The sequence below is a fragment of the Pedobacter glucosidilyticus genome (genome assembly GCF_002483235.1).
In the GTDB taxonomy this organism is placed as follows: Bacteria; Bacteroidota; Bacteroidia; order Sphingobacteriales; family Sphingobacteriaceae; genus Pseudopedobacter; species Pseudopedobacter glucosidilyticum_B.
The window spans coordinates 44,121-65,992 of the sequence record NZ_DLHN01000001.1; the positions used below are offsets into that span (position 1 = coordinate 44,121).

At 33.8% G+C, this 21,872-nt stretch carries 22 protein-coding genes; 8 read left to right on the top strand and 14 right to left on the bottom strand.

Features of this window, described 5'->3' with window-relative positions; genetic code table 11:
* Nucleotides 1-73 precede the first annotated feature (73 nt).
* The 5 genes from aroC (at nucleotide 74) to purU (ending at nucleotide 4,516) form a co-directional block, all read left to right on the top strand.
* A complete protein-coding gene (gene aroC / locus B2745_RS00230) occupies nucleotides 74-1,162 on the top strand; it encodes a chorismate synthase (RefSeq protein ID WP_304062142.1) in 1,089 nt (362 codons plus the stop codon).
* Nucleotides 1,163-1,509: 347 nt separating this feature from the next.
* Nucleotides 1,510-2,436: a malate dehydrogenase gene (mdh, locus tag B2745_RS00235; RefSeq protein WP_304062145.1), complete on the top strand. Its 927-nt coding sequence runs from the start codon at nucleotides 1,510-1,512 to the stop codon at nucleotides 2,434-2,436.
* A gap of 103 nt (nucleotides 2,437-2,539) precedes the next feature.
* Entirely contained in the window at nucleotides 2,540-3,019 is a 480-nt protein-coding gene (locus B2745_RS00240; protein ID WP_304062148.1) for a retropepsin-like aspartic protease, read from the top strand.
* A 56-nt stretch (nucleotides 3,020-3,075) separates the two neighbouring features.
* Entirely contained in the window at nucleotides 3,076-3,492 is a 417-nt protein-coding gene (locus B2745_RS00245) for a group III truncated hemoglobin (RefSeq protein ID WP_304062151.1), read from the top strand.
* Nucleotides 3,493-3,688: 196 nt separating this feature from the next.
* Nucleotides 3,689-4,516 carry a formyltetrahydrofolate deformylase gene (gene purU, locus B2745_RS00250; protein WP_304062154.1) on the top strand — a complete coding sequence of 276 codons (828 nt, stop codon included), beginning with the start codon at nucleotides 3,689-3,691 and terminating at the stop codon, nucleotides 4,514-4,516.
* Nucleotides 4,517-4,840: 324 nt separating this feature from the next.
* Here the strand turns inward: purU and B2745_RS00255 are convergent, their stop codons facing one another.
* From B2745_RS00255 to pheS, 6 genes are all read right to left on the bottom strand, one after another.
* Nucleotides 4,841-5,407 carry a DUF4142 domain-containing protein gene (locus B2745_RS00255; protein WP_304062157.1) on the bottom strand — a complete coding sequence of 189 codons (567 nt, stop codon included), beginning with the start codon at nucleotides 5,405-5,407 and terminating at the stop codon, nucleotides 4,841-4,843.
* Nucleotides 5,408-5,469: 62 nt separating this feature from the next.
* Nucleotides 5,470-6,342, bottom strand: a complete 873-nt coding sequence (gene cysM / locus B2745_RS00260; protein WP_304062160.1) for a cysteine synthase CysM — start codon at nucleotides 6,340-6,342, stop codon at nucleotides 5,470-5,472.
* Nucleotides 6,343-6,344: 2 nt separating this feature from the next.
* Complete coding sequence (gene epsC, locus B2745_RS00265; protein ID WP_304062163.1) at nucleotides 6,345-7,160, bottom strand: serine O-acetyltransferase EpsC; 816 nt, start codon at nucleotides 7,158-7,160, stop codon at nucleotides 6,345-6,347.
* Between the two features lie 334 nt (nucleotides 7,161-7,494).
* Nucleotides 7,495-8,070, bottom strand: a complete 576-nt coding sequence (locus tag B2745_RS00270; RefSeq protein ID WP_026903979.1) for a TetR/AcrR family transcriptional regulator — start codon at nucleotides 8,068-8,070, stop codon at nucleotides 7,495-7,497.
* The gene (locus B2745_RS00275) at nucleotides 8,070-8,489 is read right to left on the bottom strand and encodes a Rieske (2Fe-2S) protein (protein ID WP_036692376.1); all 420 of its coding nucleotides are present in this window, start codon (nucleotides 8,487-8,489) and stop codon (nucleotides 8,070-8,072) included. Before B2745_RS00275 ends, B2745_RS00270 begins: the two co-directional genes overlap by 1 nt.
* Nucleotides 8,489-9,523, bottom strand: a complete 1,035-nt coding sequence (pheS, locus tag B2745_RS00280) for a phenylalanine--tRNA ligase subunit alpha (RefSeq protein ID WP_304062166.1) — start codon at nucleotides 9,521-9,523, stop codon at nucleotides 8,489-8,491. The genes B2745_RS00275 and pheS overlap by 1 nt, the downstream gene beginning before the upstream one ends.
* Nucleotides 9,524-9,750: 227 nt before the next feature.
* Here pheS and B2745_RS00285 point away from each other — a divergent pair, with 227 nt between their 5' ends.
* Together B2745_RS00285 and B2745_RS00290 are read left to right on the top strand one after the other, a co-directional pair.
* Nucleotides 9,751-11,931 (top strand): DUF5686 family protein, encoded by a 2,181-nt coding sequence (locus tag B2745_RS00285; RefSeq protein WP_304062169.1) that lies wholly within the window; start codon nucleotides 9,751-9,753, stop codon nucleotides 11,929-11,931.
* 106 nt (nucleotides 11,932-12,037) lie between these two features.
* Nucleotides 12,038-12,991 (top strand): rhodanese-related sulfurtransferase, encoded by a 954-nt coding sequence (locus tag B2745_RS00290; RefSeq protein ID WP_304062173.1) that lies wholly within the window; start codon nucleotides 12,038-12,040, stop codon nucleotides 12,989-12,991.
* Nucleotides 12,992-13,075: 84 nt separating this feature from the next.
* Here B2745_RS00290 and gyrB read toward each other — a convergent pair whose 3' ends face one another.
* Complete coding sequence (gene gyrB / locus B2745_RS00295; RefSeq protein WP_304062175.1) at nucleotides 13,076-15,034, bottom strand: DNA topoisomerase (ATP-hydrolyzing) subunit B; 1,959 nt, start codon at nucleotides 15,032-15,034, stop codon at nucleotides 13,076-13,078.
* Between the two features lie 234 nt (nucleotides 15,035-15,268).
* Here gyrB and B2745_RS00300 point away from each other — a divergent pair, with 234 nt between their 5' ends.
* On the top strand, nucleotides 15,269-16,192 hold the full coding sequence (locus B2745_RS00300) for a DUF58 domain-containing protein (RefSeq protein ID WP_304062177.1): 924 nt from the start codon (nucleotides 15,269-15,271) through the stop codon (nucleotides 16,190-16,192).
* Here B2745_RS00300 and B2745_RS00305 read toward each other — a convergent pair whose 3' ends face one another.
* The 7 genes from B2745_RS00305 to B2745_RS00335 all read right to left on the bottom strand — a co-directional run bounded on the left by B2745_RS00305 (nucleotide 16,193) and on the right by B2745_RS00335 (nucleotide 21,774).
* Nucleotides 16,193-17,023, bottom strand: coding sequence for a mechanosensitive ion channel family protein (locus B2745_RS00305; RefSeq protein ID WP_304062180.1), 831 nt, complete (start codon nucleotides 17,021-17,023; stop codon nucleotides 16,193-16,195).
* 50 nt (nucleotides 17,024-17,073) lie between these two features.
* Nucleotides 17,074-18,264, bottom strand: a complete 1,191-nt coding sequence (locus B2745_RS00310; protein WP_304062183.1) for an aspartate aminotransferase family protein — start codon at nucleotides 18,262-18,264, stop codon at nucleotides 17,074-17,076.
* A gap of 39 nt (nucleotides 18,265-18,303) precedes the next feature.
* The gene (locus B2745_RS00315; RefSeq protein WP_026903971.1) at nucleotides 18,304-18,717 is read right to left on the bottom strand and encodes a hypothetical protein; all 414 of its coding nucleotides are present in this window, start codon (nucleotides 18,715-18,717) and stop codon (nucleotides 18,304-18,306) included.
* Between the two features lie 14 nt (nucleotides 18,718-18,731).
* Nucleotides 18,732-19,304 carry a hypothetical protein gene (locus B2745_RS00320; RefSeq protein ID WP_304062186.1) on the bottom strand — a complete coding sequence of 191 codons (573 nt, stop codon included), beginning with the start codon at nucleotides 19,302-19,304 and terminating at the stop codon, nucleotides 18,732-18,734.
* A 31-nt stretch (nucleotides 19,305-19,335) separates the two neighbouring features.
* On the bottom strand, nucleotides 19,336-19,884 hold the full coding sequence (locus B2745_RS00325) for an RNA polymerase sigma factor (RefSeq protein ID WP_304062188.1): 549 nt from the start codon (nucleotides 19,882-19,884) through the stop codon (nucleotides 19,336-19,338).
* A gap of 61 nt (nucleotides 19,885-19,945) precedes the next feature.
* Complete coding sequence (locus B2745_RS00330) at nucleotides 19,946-20,899, bottom strand: transketolase family protein (RefSeq protein ID WP_304062191.1); 954 nt, start codon at nucleotides 20,897-20,899, stop codon at nucleotides 19,946-19,948.
* A 29-nt stretch (nucleotides 20,900-20,928) separates the two neighbouring features.
* The gene (locus B2745_RS00335) at nucleotides 20,929-21,774 is read right to left on the bottom strand and encodes a transketolase (RefSeq protein WP_304062194.1); all 846 of its coding nucleotides are present in this window, start codon (nucleotides 21,772-21,774) and stop codon (nucleotides 20,929-20,931) included.
* Nucleotides 21,775-21,872: the final 98 nt, after the last annotated feature.

Sequence of the window (21,872 nt, forward strand, 5' to 3'; positions counted from 1 at the left end):
GTACAAGTGCTTAACATGGTACAGCGATTTAATCGCTCTAAATAATAATCAACAACTGATAATAAATAAAAACATGGCAGGAAATTCATTCGGACAAGTATTTAGAATTACCACTTTTGGCGAGTCGCATGGAGCGGCTATAGGTGTTATTATAGATGGTTGTCCGCCAAATATAGAGCTAGACCTAGATTTTATTCAGTACGAGTTGGATAAACGTAAACCTGGTCAATCTAAAATTACTACTCAAAGAAAAGAGTCGGATACCTGTCAGATACTTTCAGGAGTTTTTGAAGGTAAAACCACAGGAACGCCTATCGCTATAGTCATCCCAAATGAAGATCAGAAATCAAAAGATTACGATCATAACAAAGACACCTTCAGACCTTCACATGCGGATTACACTTATCAGCATAAATATGGGATAAGAGATCATAGAGGAGGTGGAAGATCATCAGCTCGTGAAACCGCAGCTCGTGTAGCAGCAGGAGCTATCGCAAAATTAGCTTTAAAAAAGGTGGGTATTGATGTTGTAGCTCATGTTTCTTCTGTAGGTACTATAGATGCACCACATATTGATTTCAGCTCGGTAGAAGCATTTGAAGCCTTAAGAGAAAGTAATATTGTAAGATGTGCAGACCCTGCAACAGCGAAAGAAATGATTAATCTGATAGATCAAATCAGGAAAGAAGGCGATACCATAGGAGGTAAAGTAAGCTGTATCATTAAAAATTGCCCGGTTGGATTAGGCGAGCCTGTTTTTGATAAGCTGCATGCAGATTTAGGAAAAGCGATGTTAAGCATCAATGCGGTACATGGTTTTGATTATGGTTCTGGTTTTGATGGTTCTACCATGCGTGGCTCAGAGCATAACGATATTTTTGAAAAGAATCATCTAGGAAATGTCATTACCAGAACTAATTTTTCTGGTGGTATACAAGGTGGTATTTCTAATGGTATGGATATCAATTTTAGGGTTGCTTTTAAGCCTGTTGCTACCATCATGACCAATCAACAAACAGTGAATAAAGATGGTGATGCTGCAGAAATTAAAGGAAAAGGCAGGCATGACCCTTGCGTGGTACCCCGGGCTGTTGCCATTGTAGAAGCTATGACAGCCTTGGTGGTTATTGATCATTTTTTACGTCATAACTTATATCAATAAATACGTAAGTCGCTTATATGCAATGCCCCCAAAAAGTTAGACACTTATTGGGGGCTTTTTTGTTTCTAAATTAAGGTTCTACATTTATCATTTCTCATGACATAGATTTAAATATCTTGATTTTCAGGTATCTTTAAATTTGTACATCTTACATACTAATCCGAAATAAAACAGAAGGAATAAATCTTAGTATAAAAAGTCTTTGCGTCCTTAAACGTTAAGAATAAATAATGATTTTTTAAATTATACACTTACATGACGATAATTTTTGCATCTATTTCTTAAAAGAATTGGTTTTTAGTAACTTCGGTCGACATTTAAACAATTAAACATTTCAATATAAAATCATGAAAATTACGGTAGTAGGAGCAGGCGCAGTAGGAGCAACCTGTGCAGACAATATCGCTAGAAGAGAATTAGCAGAAGAGTTAATTTTATTAGACATTAAAGAAGGTTTTGCAGAGGGTAAAGCTATTGATATGATGCAAACAGCATCATACTTAGGCTTTGATACTAAAATTAAAGGTGTTACCAATGATTATGCTGCCACTGCCGATTCTGAAGTTGTTGTTATTACTTCTGGTTTGCCACGTAAACCCGGAATGACTCGTGAAGAGTTAATTGGTACAAATGCTGGAATTGTAAAATCAGTAACAGAAAATATTCTTAAATATTCTCCTAATACCATCATCATTGTAGTTTCTAATCCAATGGATACCATGAACTACTTAACCTTAAAAACTTCAGGTTTACCTAAAGAGCGTATTTTAGGTATGGGTGGTGCATTAGATTCTGCTCGTTTTAAGTATTACTTAAGTCAAGAGTTAGGTTGCTCACCGGCAGATTTAAATGCTGTTGTAATTGGTGGTCATGGAGATACAACGATGATTCCTTTAATTAAGCATGCAACTTGGAATAGCATTCCGGTAACCAACTTCTTAAGTCAAGAACAACAAGATAAAATTGTTGCCGCTACCATGGTAGGTGGTGCTACTTTAACTAAACTAATTGGAACGTCTGCTTGGTATGCACCAGGTGCAGGAACTGCTGCAATGGTAGAGTCTATCGTTCGTGATGAGAAAAAATTAATCTCTTGTGGTGTTGCTTTAAATGGAGAATACGGTCAGAGTGATATTTCATTAGTTGTACCAGTAGTTTTAGGTAAAAACGGTTGGGAAAAAATTGTAAACTTTGATTTATCTGAAGCAGAGCAAGCAGAGTTTAATAAGAGTGCTGATGCAGTTCGTAATATGAATAATGTTTTAGAATTGTAATAAAGAGAGCCTCATCCTAAACCCCTCTCTAAAGGAGAAGGACTTTCCTGAAATGAGGATTAACTTTTTAGGGTAATAATAAAATACATAAAGAAAAAAAGACTTGAAGAGCAACAATACAGACAGCTCCCTCTCCGAAGGAGAGGAGCGGGTTGAGGTCCTCATTCCGTTAGAGCTCATAAATCTACAAGGCGACGGCTTCCACCTTTTGGTGGAAGTTGTTGTTTATGGGCGAAATTTTCAAGCTGTTTTAGATACCGGAGCTTCTAAAAGTGCTTTTGATAAAGAAATCATTGAATCTTTAGCTTTAAATGATATTATTCATCTTCCAAACCAACATGCCGTTGGTTTAGGAACTACTACCATGGAAAGATATGTAGCCAATTTTTCCGAATTGAAAATAGGCAATTTCCTTATAAAAAATTACGAAGCACCAGTATTTGATTTATCTGCTGTTAAATATGCTTATGAGCAACTAAACCTACCCCCAGTAATAGGTGTAATTGGTGGTGATATTTTAATGGATTACCAAGCAAAAATCGATTATGAATCTTTAACTTTAGTATTGAAAAGAGTAAACTGATTAAGATCATTTTTTTTGACTGATATTTTGTAGATGTTTGTTTGAAATAGGAAAAAATGAAAAAAGATATAGCAAGTATAGATGATATTCAACTACTGGTAGATACCTTTTATGATAATGCCGTAAAAGACCCACAACTAGGACACATTTTTAACGATGTGGCTAAGGTTAACTGGCAACATCATTTACCTATTATGTATAAGTTTTGGGCTTCTACTTTATTAGGAGAGGTGGGGTATACGGGTAACCCTATGGATGCTCATTTCAGATTAAACGAGAAAATACCTTTAAACCACGAAGCTTTTAATAGTTGGAAAAATATTTTTATGGAAACAGTAGACCAATTTTTTGAAGGCCCCATTGCTAATGAAGCAAAAAAGAAAGCTATCAGCATAGCAGATTTAATGTTCTATAAAATACATAACTATAACCAATCTGCAGGTGTAAATATCGGAAAGGTAAGAAGAGATTAATTACACTTGAACGCTTTAAAATTAAAAGATTTAGGTTATCTATACGCTAAAAAGTTATAGATTTTCAAACACCAATCCATCACTTCAAATTCTTATCACTTAAGTATTAAAGTTGATAAGAATTAATCTTAAGCAAGATATTTTTAATATAAGTTGTTAGAAGATATTCGCTATTTTCGAAACTTAATTTTACTGTATGGTTATAGTTATTCAGTGTAAAGATAAAATAGGATTAGTTGCTTTGATATCAGGTGTGTTGGCTAAGCATGGCATCAATATCTTATCCATGAGAGAGTTTGTAGATACCACAGCTAGTGTTTTTTTTGCTCGCCTGGTAGTTGATGCTCACGAGCATGCGTCTGATTTACATGACGCTTTAAAAGTTGTACTTCCAGAGGATGCAAGTATAAAGGTTAATCCAAATCCCATTAAAAAAGTTGTTTTATTAGTAACCAAAGAATATCATTGTTTAAGTGATATCCTCATCAGAAATCATTTCAAAACATTAGGTGCAAATGTTGAAGCAGTTGTTGGCAATCATCCGGATTTAGAAAATATTTGCCAAAGGTTCGAGATCCCGTTTCATTTCATTAATCATGAAGGAAAAGATAAATCAGTTTTTGAGGAAGAAATTAAACAACAAATTTATCAATACCATTTTGATTATCTGATTTTGGCTAAATTCATGCGCATCCTATCACCAAGTTTTATAGCTGATTTTCCAGATCGTATCATCAATATTCATCATTCTTTTTTACCTGCTTTTATAGGTGCTAGCCCATACAGACAAGCTTTTAACAGAGGTGTAAAATTGATAGGTGCTACAGCGCATTTTGTAACCAACCAATTGGATGAAGGGCCAATTATTGCGCAACAAACCATCCCAGTAAACCATACATTTAGCGTGGCAGACATGGTTAAAGCCGGAAAAGAAATAGAAAAAGCTGTTTTAATTAAAGCTATTCAGCTAGTTTTTGATGATAGAGTTTTTGTTTTAGATAACAAAACAGTTGTGTTTGATTAGTTTAAAGGACATTATTATACATGATTAATAACTTTTACTGAAATTAATTTACTACATTAAGTTGTAAAAATTACTAAAAGTAAGCTTCAACTACTTAAATAAAGCTAATAAAAAAGCAAACCAGCTTATTTGTGGCTCATCGGCTATTTCAAAGTGCTCATCTATCAATAAAGAAAAATCTAAGAGTTCTTTTTTCATGGCTAATTAAATATATATGCTCTAAAATAGTAATTTTTATACCAAAAACCAAAATGGTATATGTTTTATTCTGAAATAAAAAAAGCTGCCTGTGTATTTTCAGACAGCTTTTATAAAATTTTAAAATTATTTCTGTTTTACGGCATCGTGTATAACTTGTGCCGAGTCTAAATGTATCTTTAATTTAGGTAGAATTTTACCTGCAAAAGCGCTTACTTCTACATCTTTACTTGTTGTGGCTTCTTCAAAAAGTTCTACGTCATCTTTATGGTCATCAACCATCATGTTCATGTAAGCTTTATCAAAATCAACACCTTTTTTGTTTTTTAAATCATCAATCATTTTTTGATGATCTTCTCCCATAGTTTGCGGAAGCGTAATGTTTTTAGATTGGGCCAAAGTCATCAGCTCTGTGTTAGCAGCAGAATGGTCATTAACCATCATTTGCGCAAAGCTTTTAACACGTGGATGATTGGCATTAGCTTGAGCTAATTTACCTAGTTCTACCTCCATCATACCTCCGCTAGCAGCTTCTACCATAAATTCTGCGGGGTCGTCTTGTTGGTTAGTAAGTGTAGAGTCATTAACGGCTTCTGCGCTATCAACACTATCTTGATTAGATTGTTGATTATTACATGCCTGCAAAGCAATCCCGGCTGCAAGCACTGTTGCTAAATAAAATGATTTTTTCATAGTGATGTGTTTTTAATTTAACACTACACTTCCAAAAACCAGACCAAATATATTTTTACTGATTAGCCAAATAAATCGCTACTTAAATAACGGTCTCCTCTATCACAAGCTATAAACACAATAGTGCCACATTCTAACTCGGCAGCCAGCTTTAAAGCAGCATAGCAAGCACCACCAGAGCTCATTCCTGCAAAAATACCTTCTACTTTAGCTAATTTTCTAGTGGTTAAAGTAGCATCTTCTTGAGAAACATCTATCACCCTATCTACCCTTTCAGGATTAAATATTTTAGGCAGATACGCTTCTGGCCATCTTCTGATACCAGGTATAGAAGAACCTTCGGTAGGTTGACAACCTACAATTTGTATATCAGGGTTTTGTTCTTTAAGATACATGGATGTACCCATGATAGTTCCAGTAGTACCCATAGAACTCACGAAATGCGTAACCTGATGGTGAGTATCTCTCCAAATTTCTGGCCCGGTAGTCTTATAATGTGCTAAGTAATTATCTGCGTTTGCAAACTGGTTTAAAAGCAAATAATCACCGCTAGCGCCTTTTTCCTCTGCATAATCTCTACACTTCTCTATATCCTCTAGTAAAACTACTCTAGCACCTAAAGCTTCCATGGTTAGCGTACGCTCTCTGGTAGAGTTTGCAGGCATCACCAACTCAATTTCAATATCAAATAATCTAGCTATCATGGCTAAAGCAATACCCGTATTGCCGCTGGTGGCTTCTACCAAACGCATACCCGGTTTAATATCGCCACGCTCAACCGCACTTTTAATCATATTGAGTGCAGCCCTGTCTTTTACGCTACCTCCGGGGTTATTACCCTCTAATTTGGCATATATTTTAACGTTTGGGTTAGGATTTAAACGTTGAATTTCTACCAAAGGAGTATTACCAACTAAATCTATAATGCCTGCCATAACTAAAACTTCGACTTACTTTTTTCTGCTACTTGTACGGATGATAAATGGTAGACGATGGAGTTTTCTGGAACACTCTTGGTAAGCCAAACATTACCACCAATGATACTGTTTTTACCAATAATTGTTTCGCCGCCTAAAATGGTTGCGCCAGAGTAAATCACTACATAGTCTTCTACGGTTGGATGTCTTTTGATACCCGCCATGTGTTTTTCTACACTTAAAGCACCTAAAGTAATACCTTGATACAATTTAACATGATTCCCAATGATGGCTGTTTCACCAATAACAATTCCTGTACCGTGGTCTATGTATAAATAATCGCCTATTTCTGCGCCTGGGTGAATATCAATACCTGTTTTAGAATGCGCATATTCTGTAAGAATACGTGGGATAAGCGGCGTTTTTAATTTCAATAAGCCATTTGCAATCCTATAAAAGGCAATAGCAATAAAACCCGGGTAGGTTCTAATCACTTCAAATTCATTATTAGCAGCAGGGTCTCCGGCTAACATAGCAGAAACATCTGTTTGTAAAGTTTCATATAACTTAGGAATACTGCTGATGAAGGTTTGAGCAATTTCCTCGTTATTACATTCTTTACATGCTTGTGTTGCATTAAGTAAACTTAATAACTCGGCTTCTAACTTATCAAACGATACTTTAACATCAGCTTCTTGAGCGAAAGAAAAGTTAGTGTACTGCGGAAATAACAAGCTGATAAGCTTAATAGCCCATTTTGCTATATCAGAATTTGGTGGTACATTTTCTGTTTGCTGATGCTTGTTAAAAATGTATTGATAAAAGGAATTATCCATTTGTATAATCGCTGGGTTTGATTTACAATTTTATGGATTTTTATGTTTAATCTGTGTAAAAAAGCCTAAGTTTTAGAAATTATTGATTTAGATTTTGAAATTCCTCTTTCAATTTTCTTAACAGCAGAATCTAAGCGCTTCTCATAACTTTTGAACCTAACTCGTGTGTAGTAGCTAATAAAGAATTATATGCTTTCAATGGCATGATTGATTACTTTCATCTCCATCAATCATGAACGCTTCAAAGTTCTTAGAAATCTTATTTAATTATCTTTTAATATTTTCTTTGAAGTCTGAAAAAGGTATAGTTAACATAATTAGATGTTTTGTTTTTTTATAAAGCTGCTTTTACCAAATAGGGTAATATTTCCTTTTGGAAGGAAATGAAATTCTTACGTACGTCGGCATCGCTTACAGAGGTAAAAGCAAAAGAGAAGATGATACTCTTACTTGCTTTAATCAAAAATCTTAATCGCTCGGCATAGTTATTACCATCATTAAACTCTTCAATAGCAATAAATTCGTTATATAATAAATTTTCTAATTCGTCTGAAAGTTTTTTTAGAAATTCTTGAGAATTGGTAGATTCCCGGATAAAATCCCAGCCAATAAACTCATTACAAACAGTATAGGATAGTCTGCTAACTTTTAAAATTAAGCTTTTAAGATGCTCTTCTTTTGATATTCCTGAAGTGTTTTGATGCACCACATCATTAACACTTATCTTAAGATAATCCATCAAAATAGCATGTAAAACAAGCTCCTTGCTCTCGAAATACTTATAAATAGTAGCTTTTGCAATTTTAGCTTTCTTGGCAATCTCGTTAACACTAGTTTTATGATACCCGTATTTGCGAAATAAATCTTGAGCGGCTTTCTTTATGCTTTCTTTGATTTTATCTATTTCCATTAGTTTGTAATCGATATGAGGTTTCCATTTATAGAGACTCTGTATCTCTTTAAAGGTATGGTAGCAGGTGCTTTAGCAGGCGACCCATCTTGTAAATTAAATAATGCACCACTCACTTTATCTTCTGCTAAGTTGCCTCCAATAGGTATAACTGCATTTTTTTGTACTGGGTTAACGGTACTGCAACGGTCATAGGCTCTTATATTTCCTGCATTATTGTATAAAATTAACCCAGCAACACCTACCGCTGTGTTAGAAACTATCCTAACATTACCCGGACTTGTGATACCTTCTAATTCGCCACCTATTAAAGACCCGTTATAATTAACAGGCACATCCGGAATCAAGTTTTCTTTATTGCCACAAGCATTTAAGAAAAAAAATACTATTACGATTGCTGTTAATTTTTTAAGCTCCATTAAATAATTTCTGATTGGAATTGTTTTAAGAAACGTATATCATTCTCAGAAAATAAACGTAAATCTCTGATTTGATATTTTAAATTGGTAATACGCTCGATACCCATTCCGAAAGCAAAGCCAGAATATTTTTGACTGTCAATACCAACGTTTTCTAATACATTTGGATCAATCATACCGCATCCCAAAATTTCTACCCAACCACTTTGTTTACACATTTGGCAACCATCACCTTTACAAATGGTACAAGAAATATCCATTTCTGCTGATGGCTCTGTAAAAGGGAAATAAGATGGACGGAAACGCACTTTTGTACCCTCACCATAAAGCTCTTGTACGAAGTAGTATAAAGTTTGCTTTAAATCAGCAAAAGATACATTTTCATCAACATATAAGCCTTCTACTTGATGGAAGAAGCAATGCGCTCTGGCAGATATCGCTTCATTTCTGTAAACTCTACCTGGCATTAACGCCCTAAAAGGTGGTTTACCAGCTTCCATTAAACGAACCTGAACTGATGAAGTATGTGTTCTTAAAGCGACATCATCTTGTCCGCTATTTTTCTTGATAAAAAAAGTATCCTGCATGTCTCTGGCTGGATGCTCCTCTGGGAAGTTTAGGGCCGAGAAGTTATGCCAATCATCTTCAATTTCTGGTCCTTCTGCAACAATAAAACCTAGTCTTTTAAAAATCTCTACCATCTCTTTCCTTACTAAAGAAAGCGGATGTCTGCCACCAGTTTCTACACCAAAACCAGGTAGCGTTAAATCATTAGGGATGTCTTTTTGACCTTTTTGGGTAGAAAAAGCATCTTTAAAATCATTAAACTTGGCCTCTGCAAGTTGCTTAAACTGGTTTAATACTTTTCCTAAAACACGCTTCTCTTCTGTAGAAACGGTTTTAAACTCCTCAAAAAGGTCTTTTACAATACCTTTTGTACCTAAAAATTTTATTCTGAAATTTTCAAGATCATCTGCTGTTTTGGGTTCAAAAACCTCTATTTCACTAGTGTACTGACTGATTTTAGACTGCATAGGTTACAAATTTAGTAAAAATAATTGGGCCTAATATTTTTACTAAATTTTTGTTAGGAAAATGATTTTGTTTTTTACTGTAAGACTTTTCTTTTTTGAGCGTTTATGCTATATTTAAGCATGTACAGCGTAGTGAGGAATGCTGTGGTGTAGACTTAGCTTTAAGGCTTTAAAACCATTTAATAAAAACACTTTTGCGGATTGATTATTGTTTGGCTGTGCTAAATATGAAGAGTAGTGCATTGATATTATTATTAGTGTTGAGTAACCTGTGTGGATTTTCTAATCCAAGATGGAAGGCTACCAATACGGCTGATAGTATTATCAAAAAAGTAATAGAAAGAAATAAAGTTGATAGCTATCTCACACTAGAGGCCGAAGCTTATCTTAAAAATTCGCATGTATTGAATAAAGCCCCCAAAAGGTTTTTAGGAAAAAAAGTAACTTCTTTACTGAAATTAGAATCAAATAAAGAGCAAATTTTATCGCTTTATGAAGCTAGTTCAAAGCTTTATTTTTCTAAAACTGGGGAAATAAAAGAAGATGTTAAAGCGTACAAAACTTTAGGAAAATATAGAACCTGGGAATTTAAACATGCAGCAGATTTACAACTAAATTTTAATAAAGACTATATTACACTTGAAGTTTTAACACCCAAAAAATTTATTTCTCCTATCGCTAAAAATGCTTTTAAATTTTATAAATACGAATTAGAGAAAACAGAAATAGATAAGAATGGCGTAAAAATCGATATTATTAAAATTATTCCTAAAAATAGGTTTTCACCTACCTTTAATGGTTATATTCATATAAATATCAATACTCAACAAATTTGTAAGTTGTTTTTAACACTTGGCAATAATGCAGGAATAAGTTTTGTTAACCAAATTAAGATAGAACAAAACTTACTGCAAATTGATAGTACTTACTATCCTACAGAAACAAAAATAACTTATCAAGGCAATTTAGCAGGTTTTTATTTTAGTGGCACTTGTGTAGCTACTTACAGGTATATGCACAATACGGTTTTTGCCAAAACTTTTGCTCCTTTAGAGGTACTTAAAATTCAGGCTCAAGATAGCAACTCTAACAACTATGTTGTCAATAAAAGAACTGTTCCACTTAGTTCTTTAGAGCAAAAAGCTAGTTTTAAACATGATAGTTTAAAAAATAGTCAAGGAGAAAAAAAGTACCTCGACTCTCTAGATAGACTTACCTTGAAACAAAGGTTATATCCTTTACTTTTTAGCAGATTTAAGTTTCAAAACTCTTATAGAAGGTATACTTTTTATATGGATGCCGTTGCACCTTCTTTATTTTATAATACGGTAGAAGGGCCTGGTATCAAATACGGTGTTGAGTTTATTAAATACGCCTATAATGGTAGCTCGTGGCAAATTAGGCCCGAGATTAGATACGGTTTTAAGAATAATGAGCTTAATTCTGACTTGTCTTTTTCCTGGCTTTATGACCCTAAGAACAGGGCTGCTGTAAACTTAAGTTTAGGAAGTACATATCGAGATTTGAATCCTAATGGTACTTTAAGCACCTTAAATAACTCTTTAAATACTTTATTATTTGAGCAAAATTTCTTGAAATTATATCGTAAAGAATATGTAAGTGTATCATCCGGACGAGAAATTACAAATGGTCTTTATTTCTCTGGAGGTGTTGAGCTTTCTAAAAACATATCTGTTTCTAATAATTATGATTATTCGTTAAGAGATATTAAAACAAGAAACTTTACCTCAAATAACCCTTTTGATCCTATAATTGGCGGTAAACTATTTCCTGACCATACAACTTTTAGGCTTTCAGGCTCTTTAATTTATAATTTTAATCATCAATACATTACTAAAGAGGGAATCAAAATTTACCAGATACCCAAAAACCCTAGGCTAATTCTTTCTTACCGCAAGGGTATACCAAATATACTAGGTTCTGAAACCGATTATGATTTTGTTGAACTAGAGATACAGCAAGAACGCTTAGATTTAGGTCTATGGGGTTTCTCATCCTTTTCCTTTTCAACCGGTAAATTTTTGAATAACAGAACCAATTATTATCCTGATTGGAAACATTTTTTGGGTAATAATGCCTTGGTATTCAATAGTAATTTAAAAAGTTTCCACTTTCTTGATTTTTATGCTTATAGCACTGATAAACAATTTATTGAGGCCCATTACGAGCATAATTTCAACTCTAAATTTATTGGAAGATTACCATTATTACGTAAATTGAAACTTCAAGAATTGGCTGGGGCTGCTTACTTAGGAAGCCCAGATAGAGGTAGTTATTATGAATTTTATATCGGCTTGAGCCGATTAACAGTAAGAGCAGATTATGCTATTTCTTTTGGAGAGAACGGTCGTTTAAACCAAGGCTTTAAGCTGGCATATTCTTTTTAAAGTACTAGATAGCTATTATTTTTGATGTATATCATTTTTATAATCTCCCTAAAAAAATATACCTTTGCAGCTCATTTAACACTGTTTACAGCAGTATCAATGAATCATGAAAGCATACCAAACACTTCTTTATTACTGTTATAGCCACATCCAGGATGCGGAACAGTACGCGGCAGATCATTTAAAATTTTGTAAAGATTTAGGTTTAACCGGAAGAATTATCATTGCGGATGAAGGATTAAACGGAACTGTATCAGGCACACGTGAGCAATGTAAAGCTTACATGGATTATATTTATGCCGATGGTCGTTTTAATGCTACAGAGTTTAAGATTGATGAGGTTGATGAACCTTCTTTCATGAAGATGCACTGCCGTTATAAGTCAGAAATTGTGCATTCTGGTTTAAAAGACCCTCAAGTTATAGATCCTACAAAGAAAACAGGAAAGCATTTAGAACCAAAAGAATTCATGGAAATGAAAGACCGTGATGATGTGGTTATTTTAGATGTTCGGTCTAACTATGAGCATAACTTAGGTAAATTTAAAAATGCTATTACGCTAGATATTGATAATTTCAGGGATTTCCCTTCCATGATAAACGAGCTTGCACAATATAAAGACAAAAAAATATTGACCTACTGTACTGGAGGCATTAAATGCGAAAAGGCGTCTGCTTTATTACTGCATGAGGGTTTTAAGAATGTTTATCAATTGCATGGTGGTATTATTAAATATGGCAAAGAAGCGGGTGGTAAAGATTTTGAAGGTAAATGTTATGTTTTTGATAACCGTATAGCGGTTGATGTAAACTCGGTTAACCCGGTTGTGGTTTCAAAGTGCAGAAATTGTGGTAAAACCACACCTAAAATGATTAATTGTGCCAACCCAGAATGTAATGAGCATTTTACCCAATGTGATGAATGTGGATGGGAGTTAGACGGTGCTTGCTCTACAGCATGCAAAGAGCATCCGCGTAAGCGCCCTTATGATGGTACTGGTTATTATGTAAAAGTTCCTCAGCCGATAAATAAAAAGAAAGTAGAACTGGCAAATGCTTAGCTATAGAAATAGTGATTATAAAAAAATCCCCGATTAGCTTATATCTGCAATCGGGGATTTTATTTTTATGTTAATATGTTTTAATTACAAATCTATATTAGCATATTTTGCATTCTTTTCAATAAACTCTCTACGAGGGGCAACTTCATCACCCATCAACATAGAAAAAATATGATCTGCTTCTGCAGCGTTATCTATACTTACTTGTTTTAAGGTACGTGTTTTTGGGTTTAAGGTAGTTTCCCAAAGTTGCTCAGCATTCATCTCTCCTAAACCTTTGTAACGTTGTACGTGTACGCTATCTTCTTTACCTGCTCCTTTTAATCTTTGTATAGCTACATCACGTTGTGCATCATTCCAGCAATATTCAAATTCTTTACCTTTTTTTACTTGATAAAGTGGAGGTGCTGCAATATAAATATTTCCAAACTCTATCAATGTTTTCATGTATCTAAAGAAGAAAGTAAGAATCAGGGTGGTGATGTGAGAACCATCAATATCAGCATCCGTCATGATGATGATTTTGTGGTATCTTAATTTTTCAATATTTAAAGCTTTATCATCATCCTGAGTACCAATACTAACACCTAAAGCAGTGAATATATTTTTAATCTCATCATTCTCGTATATTTTATGCTCCATCGCTTTTTCAACGTTCAAGATTTTACCTTTTAACGGAAGTATAGCTTGGAAATCTCTATCTCTACCTTGTTTTGCAGTACCACCTGCAGAGTCGCCCTCAACTAGATAAAGTTCGCAAAGCATAGGGTCTTTATTGGCGCAATCGGCCAATTTACCAGGTAAACCAGAACCACCCATTACGTTCTTTCGCTGTACCATTTCACGGGCTTTACGAGCAGCAGCCCTTGCTGTAGCAGCGATAATAACTTTGTTTACAATCAGTTTAGCTTCCTTTGGATTTTCTTCTAAGAAGTTACCTAAAGCTTCACCAACAGCAACGTCAACGGCACCAGTAACTTCATTGTTTCCTAGTTTTGTTTTAGTTTGCCCTTCAAACTGAGGTTCTTGTACTTTTACTGAGATAACCGCAGTTAAACCCTCTCTAAAATCGTCTCCAGTTATTTCAACTTTTAGATTTTTTAATAAACCAGATTTCTCAGCATAAGATTTTAAAGTACGGGTTAAGCCTCTTCTAAAACCTGCTACGTGTGTACCTCCCTCAATGGTATTGATGTTATTTACGTAAGAATGTACATTCTCACTGTAAGAATTATTATAAGTAAAAGCAAGTTCTACAGGGATACCGTTTTTCTCTCCTTCAATGTAAATTGCTTCTGGAATAAGTGGAGTACGGGTTTCATCCAAATATTGTACAAATTCTCTTAATCCACCTTCGCTATAGAAGTGTTCTGATAAAAAAGAACCATCATCGGTTGTTTCTCTTTCATCGGTTAAGTTAAGTTTGATACCTTTATTTAAGAAAGCTAGTTCTCTTAATCTACCTGCTAATGTATCAAACTTATACTCGGTAGTTTGGGTAAAAATGCTATCATCCGGAGTAAAAGTAACTATCGTTCCGGTAATATTGGTTTCGCCAACAGTTTTAACGTCATATTGGGGTTTACCGCAAGAATATTCTTGTACAAAGATTTTTCCATCACGATGAACTTCTGCTTTTAAATGGGTAGAAAGTGCGTTAACACAACTAACCCCAACTCCGTGTAAACCGCCAGAAACTTTGTAAGTATCTTTATCAAATTTACCACCTGCATGCAAAACTGTCATTACAACTTCAAGAGCCGATTTCTTCTCTTTCGTATGCATTGCAGTAGGTATACCTCTACCATTATCTTTTACAGTGATGGAATTATCTTTATGGATGGTAACAAAGATATCAGAACAATATCCTGCTAAAGCTTCATCAATAGAGTTATCAACTACTTCATAAACAAGGTGATGTAATCCTTTAAAACCTGTATCACCAATATACATTGCCGGGCGCTTACGTACCGCTTCTAAACCTTCTAATACCTGTATATTATCTGCCGAATAATTTGACTTGTCTTCTTTTTCTTCGCTCATGATTTAAATTAGTAATAAATCAAAAATAAGCTTTTTTAACCGAATTTTATTGATAATGTGGATAAATAAAAGGTAGTTTAATTTTTGGTATTAAATATTTGATTTTCAGTTTTTTATGTATGATTTTTTAAATGAAAATTATCCACTTGTTTGAGGCTGATTTTTTTGAAAGGTGATGTTAAAATATATCCTGAAAATTAACGCTTATTTTAGATAAAAGCACTAGTTTTAAAGATGGCAATTCAAGAGATTAAACAACAAGATTTATTAACTTTTGGTAACCTAGAAATTTTAGCTAACCAGGTTGTAGAAGGTTTTGTAACAGGGTTACATAAAAGCCCTTTTCATGGTTTTTCTGTAGAATTTGCCGAACATAGGCTTTACAATGCCGGAGATTCTGTTAAGAATATTGATTGGAAGTTGTTTGCTAGAACTGATAGATATTTTACCAAGAAGTTTGAAGAAGAAACTAACCTCCGTTGTCATATTTTAATTGATGTCTCATCTTCTATGTATTACCCTCAGCAAGGTATAAATAAGTTTCAGTTTTCGGTTATGTCTGCTGCTTGTATCATCAACTTATTAAAAAGACAAAGAGATGCTTTTGGATTAACTGTTTTTGCTGAGGATATAGAACTGCATACTCCAGCAAAATCTACTCCTGTGCATCAAAAATATATTTATCACGAGTTAGAGAAATACCTGCAACAAAAAACTACCCCAAAAAAAACGCAGTTGGTTAAAAATTTACATGTTATTGCAGATCAAATACCGAAGCGTTCTATGGTAGTTTTATTTTCAGATTTGTTCGAAAATTTCCTACATGAAGAGGATCTAGACCGCATATTTGCTGCTTTGCAACATCTAAAATATAATAAGCATGAGGTTGTAATTTTTAATGTTGCAGATGATAAACATGAATTAAATTTCGATTTTGATAACAGACCACACCATTTTATTGATGTTGAAACTGGTGAAGAATTTAAGCTTAACCCTAAAGATTATGCAGAAATTTATCAGCAAAAGATGCAACATTTCCGGAAAGAAATGGCATTAAAATGCGGTCAATATAAAATTGACTATCTTGATATAAGCCTAACTCAAGGTTATTTTCATACCCTGCAAGCTTGGTTACTCAAAAGAAACAAAATGTTGTAATCAAGAATTGGTTTTGTTAATATGGTGCAAATATAAATCCCTTTGTGGAAACGGTATGGTAATGCCCTCTTTATCAAATGCTTTCTTAATTTCTTCTAATTTATCTTGGTAAACATCCCAATATAAATTGTTTTCTACCACAGCTCTAACTTTAAGATTTACAGAATTATCTGCCAAAGCGCCGACATAAATGTAAGGGTTGTCTTTATTGATGACTCTTTTATCAGTAAAAATAACCTCTTTGATAATACTTTTAACTTTGTCTATATCATCATTATAGCCTATACCAAAAATCCACTCTACAGTACGGTTTGCTTCTGTTGTGTAATTGATAATTACATCGTTATAAAGTGGTCCATTTGGGATGATAATTGTTTTATTATCAAATGTTTTTAATACCGTGTGGAAAATTTGTATTTCTGATACCGAACCAATAACACCTTGTGCTTCAATTACATCTGTAACTTTAAAGGGTTTAATTAGTAAAATTAAAATACCGCCAGCAAAATTAGATAAACTACCTTGTAGGGCTAAACCTATCGCTAAGCCTGCCGCACCAAGTATGGCTATAAAAGATGTCATTTCTACACCTAAAGTAGAAAGTACCGTTAAAATAAGTAAAATGATCAGAGCGTTATGAATCAGGCTACTTAAAAATACTTGTAAAGAGGGCTCAACCCCTTTTTTTATGATGATGTTTTTAAACGTTCTGGATAAAAATTTAACAACTTGCCAGCCAATAATTAAAAGTAGTAAAGCTTTAATCAAGGTGAGAACAATATCTGCCCCTCGGGCAATAAAGAACTCTTTTGCGTCTAAAAGGTATTCCATATATGAATGAATAGTTACAAAAATGCTTCCAAAAATTAAAACTTACTGCTTTATTCTTCTACTTCATCTATAACTTGAAGAATAATTTCACAAGCTGTTTTAATTTGTTCATTAGTGATAATCAAAGGTGGAGCAATCCTCATAGCGGTATCACAATGTAAAAACCAATCTATGATAACGCCTTTTTCAATACATTTTGCACTCACTTTTTCTACTTGTTTAAAGCTATGAAGTTGGATAGCTAGCATAAAACCCAATCCTCTGATTTCTTTTATTTTAGGATGTTTTAAGAGTTGTCTAAGCAGATTTTCTTTTTCTTGTACTTGATGAATATAACCTTCGTTCAAAATAGTTTCTAAACTTGCTAAACCAGCGGCACAACTTACTGGGTGCCCCCCAAAAGTTGTAATATGCCCAAGAATTGGGTTAGCTTTGATGCTATCCATAACTTCTTTTGAAGCAATAAAAGCTCCAATAGGCATACCACCACCCATTCCCTTAGCTAATAGCAAAATATCAGGTTGTATGTTGAAATGCTCAAACGCAAAAAGTTTTCCTGTTCTACCAAAACCTGTTTGTATTTCATCAAGAATAAGTAAGGTTCCGGTTTCATCACATTTAGTTCTTAAAGCTTGGATATACTCTTTATCTGGAACTCTAATTCCAGCTTCACCCTGTATGGTTTCTAATATTACGGCTGCTGTTTTTGTAGTGATTTGATTGATTTGTTGTTTTTGATTAAGCTCGATAAAACGTATATCTGGTAATAAGGGGCGATAAGCTTGTTTGTAATATTCATTCCCCATAACGCTTAAAGCGCCATGTGTACTGCCGTGGTAAGAATTTTTAAAAGCAATAATTTCTGTTCGGTTAGTAAATCTTTTAGCTAGTTTTAAGGCACCTTCGGTAGCCTCTGCTCCAGAATTTGTAAAGTAAACTGATGATAACGGCTTAGGTAAAACAGCGGCTAGTTGACTAGCAAATTTAACTTGTGGTGTTTGTATAAACTCGCCATAAACGGTTAAGTGCATGTATTTATCTAGTTGGTTTTTGATAGCCTCAATTACTTTGGGGTGGCGATGCCCTAAATTGCTGACAGCAAAACCAGAAACGAGGTCTATATGCGCTTTTCCTTGAGTGTCATAAAGATAAATACCTTCTGCTTTTTCTATTTCTAATAGGCGGGGAAAATCAGAAGTTTGTGCTGTATTAAGTAAGAATAATTGCTTTTGGCTTAACATGTTCAAATATAAACATATTATTAAGCAGCATAAAGCTATTTACTTTTTCAAATGTTTAATGAGTTCTTCTCTAAACTCTCTTTCTGCAATGTAAAGCGTTTTAATTTGTTCTGGAGATAAAACTTGTTGAAATCTTTTTCTGTATTGCTTTTTAAGTTGGAACATTTTTTCATCATAATAAAAATCATCATCAACAAGTTTTTGAGGATTATTTTTATTGATTTCTCTAGCTTCTCTTTTCTGGCGAAGAAGGAGGTTAACCTCTTGTAAATAAGATTTATACATAAAAGCAAAACTTTTAGAGTCTTCATCATTAAGTTCTAGCTTTTTTAAAACAAATTCAATTTTTAGGGCTTCAATTCTTTCTCCTTTTTTTTGTGGAGTTTGTGCCTGAATAGCATTAACAGAAACTACAAAAAGTAAAATGAAGATGATATATAAAAGCTTTTTCATGTTTCGTTAATTACTTATTCCTGATTTATATCCTGATATAAGTCGCTTTCAAAGGTAGCAACATCATCTAAATTTTCTATCATTAAGTTTACATCATTAGCATCAGAATGGAATTTTAAATAATTAATAATCTCCTCGTCAGGAATGGTAGATAATTGATGATCTACGGTTTGAGTATCTTGATAATTTAAATAAATACCAAAACTTATAGCTAGCAAAACTACCGCAGCAGAAGCATATTTAAGGATATTTAATTTAAATATTTTTGTTTTTTTATCTACTGATTTAGATATGATTTGCTCTTCAAGTACTTCAAAGTAATGCGTAGGAACTTTAAACAAATCAGAACTTTCTTGTTTTAGGGCTGCTAATTTAACTTCACTTAACAATTTTTGCGTAAGATTCTCTTGGTAAGCTTCTGGTATAGTAAAATCAGCTTTATTTATAGCTGATAGTTTTATTTGGGCAAGAATATCTTCTTGTAGTTGGTTAAAATAATTTTCATCTACAGTAAAAGGGTTTCTTTTTAAATCATCATTCAAAAAGGTGCTATCTATTTCTCTTTCCTTATTTTCCTCTCTGTCCATACTCTTAATGATTGTTTTTTTTAACAAAGGTTTAATCAGATGCTAATAAAAATTGTTCTATCTTTTTAACCGCAAGATGATAAGAAGCTTTTAAAGCGCCTACACTAGTTCCCAAAATGTCTGATATTTCTTGAAATTTTAAATCATCATAATACTTCATATTAAAAACTAATCTTTGTTTTTCTGGAAGTGTTAATAATGCTTTTTGTAGTTTTTTTTGTATTTGGTCTCCGGTAAAGTAATTATCATCGTTTAAACTTTCGCTTAATTTCTCTGATAGTTCTTCAAAAGATGAGTTGAATTTGGTTTTCTTTTTGTTTAAAAATGTGATACTTTCATTAGTTGCAATCCTATAAAGCCATGTATAAAGTTGAGAATCCTGACGAAAAGCAGCTAAGTTTTTCCATACTTTAATAAATACATCTTGTACAACATCATCTGCATCCTCGTGTTCAATAACAATCCTACGTATATGCCAATAAATTTTTTGTTGATATTTATTTAATAGTAATTTAAAACCCAATTCTTGGGTTTGCGGATTGTTAAACTTTTCTAATATTTCTGAATCCTCTATTTGCATCTTTACCCAAATATAAAAAGCCGAAGCATAACTTCGGCTTTTAACGAATATGTTTTGAAGATTATTTTCTCTTCATTACTTTCTTAGTAGCTTCAATAATGTTAGAGCTATCTAATCCGTATTTTTTCATTAAATCTGCTGGTGTTCCGCTTTCTCCGAAAGTATCATTAACAGCAATAAATTCTTGAGGCGTTGGTAGTTGTGTTGCTAAAAGTTGTGCTACACTTTCTCCTAAACCACCGTATCTGTTATGTTCTTCGCAAGTTACAATACAGCCTGTTTTTTTAACTGAATTTAAAATAGCCTCTTCATCCAGCGGTTTAATAGTATGTATATTGATAATTTCAGCATTTATACCTTCTTCAGCCAATTTCTCGCCAGCTAAAATAGCTTCCCATACTAAATGGCCTGTTGCGATGATGGTAACATCTGTACCCTCGTTAACCATCCAAGCTTTACCAATCTCAAATTTTTGGTCGGCAGGAGTAAATACAGGAATTACTGGACGACCAAAACGTAAGTAAACAGGACCTTCGTGTTCTGCTATAGCTAAAGTAGCGGCTTTTGTTTGGTTATAGTCGCAAGGATTGATAACTGTCATCCCTGGTAACATTTTCATCATGCCAATATCCTCAAGAATTTGGTGTGTAGCACCGTCTTCTCCTAAAGTTAAACCTGCATGAGAAGCACAAATTTTTACATTCTTATCCGAATAAGCTACAGATTGTCTAATCTGGTCGTACACTCTTCCTGTAGAAAAGTTAGCAAACGTTCCGGTAAAAGGAATTTTGCCACCTATAGTCATACCTGCGGCAATACCAATCATGTTAGCTTCTGCAATACCAACTTGTACAAATCTATCAGGGAATTCTTTTTGGAAATCTCCCATTTTCAATGAGCCGATTAAATCAGCACAAAGCGCAACAATATTTTCGTTTTTTCTACCAGCTTCTAATAATCCAGCGCCAAAGCCAGAGCGAGTATCTTTTTTTTCAGTATAAGTATATTTTTTCATTATAATTTTTGGTTAAAGGTGATGGAAGATTAGAAATCGCCAAATGTTTCTTCTAGTTGAGTAAATGCTTCGGCAAGTTGTTCTGCATTTGGTGCAATACCATGCCATTTATGAGAACCTTCCATAAAATCAACACCTTTGCCCATCTCTGTTTTCATCAAAATCATGATAGGTTTACCATTTCCTGTTTTTGATTTAGCTTCTTCTAAGGTAGCTACTAGTTCTTTCATGTTGTTGCCATCTGTGTGCATTACATCCCAACCAAAAGCCAAGAATTTAGCTTCTAGATTCATTAAATCTAGTACTTTAGATGTTGGTCCGTCTATTTGTTGGCCATTTACGTCTACAGTACAAATTAAGTTGTCTACTTTATTAAAAGGAGCAAACATGGCAGCTTCCCAGTTTTGGCCTTCCTGTAATTCTCCGTCTCCGTGTAAAGAGAATACAATACCATTATCTTTGTTTATTTTTTTGGTTAAAGCAGCACCAATAGCAACAGACATGCCTTGTCCTAAAGAACCTGAAGCAATTCTTATTCCTGGTAAATGCTCGTGAGTAGTTGGATGGCCTTGAAGTCTTGAGTTTAATTTTCTAAAGGTTTTAAGCTCGGCAACATCAAAATAACCTGCTCTAGCTAAAACACTATAAAAAACAGGAGAAATATGACCGTTTGACAAGAAGAATAAATCTTCTCCGGCGCCATCCATATTAAACTCTGGGTTGTGTTTCATCACTCTAAAGTATAGTGCAACAAGGTAATCTGCACATCCTAATGAACCCCCCGGATGCCCCGATTGGCATTCATAAACCATCTTGATAATATCTCTTCTCACTTGAGAAGCCATTTTTTCTAAGTCGCTAATTTCTGTAGTCATTTCTTGGTTGTTGTAATAATTACACTAAAGTAAACATTTTGATGAAATTGAATAGATTAGAATTGTTAAGAAATTAACATTTTGATGTTGAAAACTTT

Bases quoted from the DNA above. Each gene is read 5' to 3' on its own strand.
- aroC (WP_304062142.1), top strand. From the start codon at position 74: ATGGCAGGAAATTCATTCGGACAAGTATTTAGAATTACCACTTTTGGC.
- mdh (WP_304062145.1), top strand. From the start codon at position 1,510: ATGAAAATTACGGTAGTAGGAGCAGGCGCAGTAGGAGCAACCTGTGCA.
- B2745_RS00245 (WP_304062151.1), top strand. From the start codon at position 3,076: ATGAAAAAAGATATAGCAAGTATAGATGATATTCAACTACTGGTAGAT.
- purU (WP_304062154.1), top strand. From the start codon at position 3,689: ATGGTTATAGTTATTCAGTGTAAAGATAAAATAGGATTAGTTGCTTTG.
- B2745_RS00255 (WP_304062157.1), bottom strand. From the start codon at position 5,407: ATGAAAAAATCATTTTATTTAGCAACAGTGCTTGCAGCCGGGATTGCT.
- cysM (WP_304062160.1), bottom strand. From the start codon at position 6,342: ATGGCAGGCATTATAGATTTAGTTGGTAATACTCCTTTGGTAGAAATT.
- epsC (WP_304062163.1), bottom strand. From the start codon at position 7,160: ATGGATAATTCCTTTTATCAATACATTTTTAACAAGCATCAGCAAACA.
- B2745_RS00270 (WP_026903979.1), bottom strand. From the start codon at position 8,070: ATGGAAATAGATAAAATCAAAGAAAGCATAAAGAAAGCCGCTCAAGAT.
- B2745_RS00275 (WP_036692376.1), bottom strand. From the start codon at position 8,489: ATGGAGCTTAAAAAATTAACAGCAATCGTAATAGTATTTTTTTTCTTA.
- pheS (WP_304062166.1), bottom strand. From the start codon at position 9,523: ATGCAGTCTAAAATCAGTCAGTACACTAGTGAAATAGAGGTTTTTGAA.
- B2745_RS00285 (WP_304062169.1), top strand. From the start codon at position 9,751: ATGAAGAGTAGTGCATTGATATTATTATTAGTGTTGAGTAACCTGTGT.
- B2745_RS00290 (WP_304062173.1), top strand. From the start codon at position 12,038: ATGAAAGCATACCAAACACTTCTTTATTACTGTTATAGCCACATCCAG.
- gyrB (WP_304062175.1), bottom strand. From the start codon at position 15,034: ATGAGCGAAGAAAAAGAAGACAAGTCAAATTATTCGGCAGATAATATA.
- B2745_RS00300 (WP_304062177.1), top strand. From the start codon at position 15,269: ATGGCAATTCAAGAGATTAAACAACAAGATTTATTAACTTTTGGTAAC.
- B2745_RS00305 (WP_304062180.1), bottom strand. From the start codon at position 17,023: ATGGAATACCTTTTAGACGCAAAAGAGTTCTTTATTGCCCGAGGGGCA.
- B2745_RS00310 (WP_304062183.1), bottom strand. From the start codon at position 18,264: ATGTTAAGCCAAAAGCAATTATTCTTACTTAATACAGCACAAACTTCT.
- B2745_RS00315 (WP_026903971.1), bottom strand. From the start codon at position 18,717: ATGAAAAAGCTTTTATATATCATCTTCATTTTACTTTTTGTAGTTTCT.
- B2745_RS00320 (WP_304062186.1), bottom strand. From the start codon at position 19,304: ATGGACAGAGAGGAAAATAAGGAAAGAGAAATAGATAGCACCTTTTTG.
- B2745_RS00325 (WP_304062188.1), bottom strand. From the start codon at position 19,884: ATGCAAATAGAGGATTCAGAAATATTAGAAAAGTTTAACAATCCGCAA.
- B2745_RS00330 (WP_304062191.1), bottom strand. From the start codon at position 20,899: ATGAAAAAATATACTTATACTGAAAAAAAAGATACTCGCTCTGGCTTT.
- B2745_RS00335 (WP_304062194.1), bottom strand. From the start codon at position 21,774: ATGACTACAGAAATTAGCGACTTAGAAAAAATGGCTTCTCAAGTGAGA.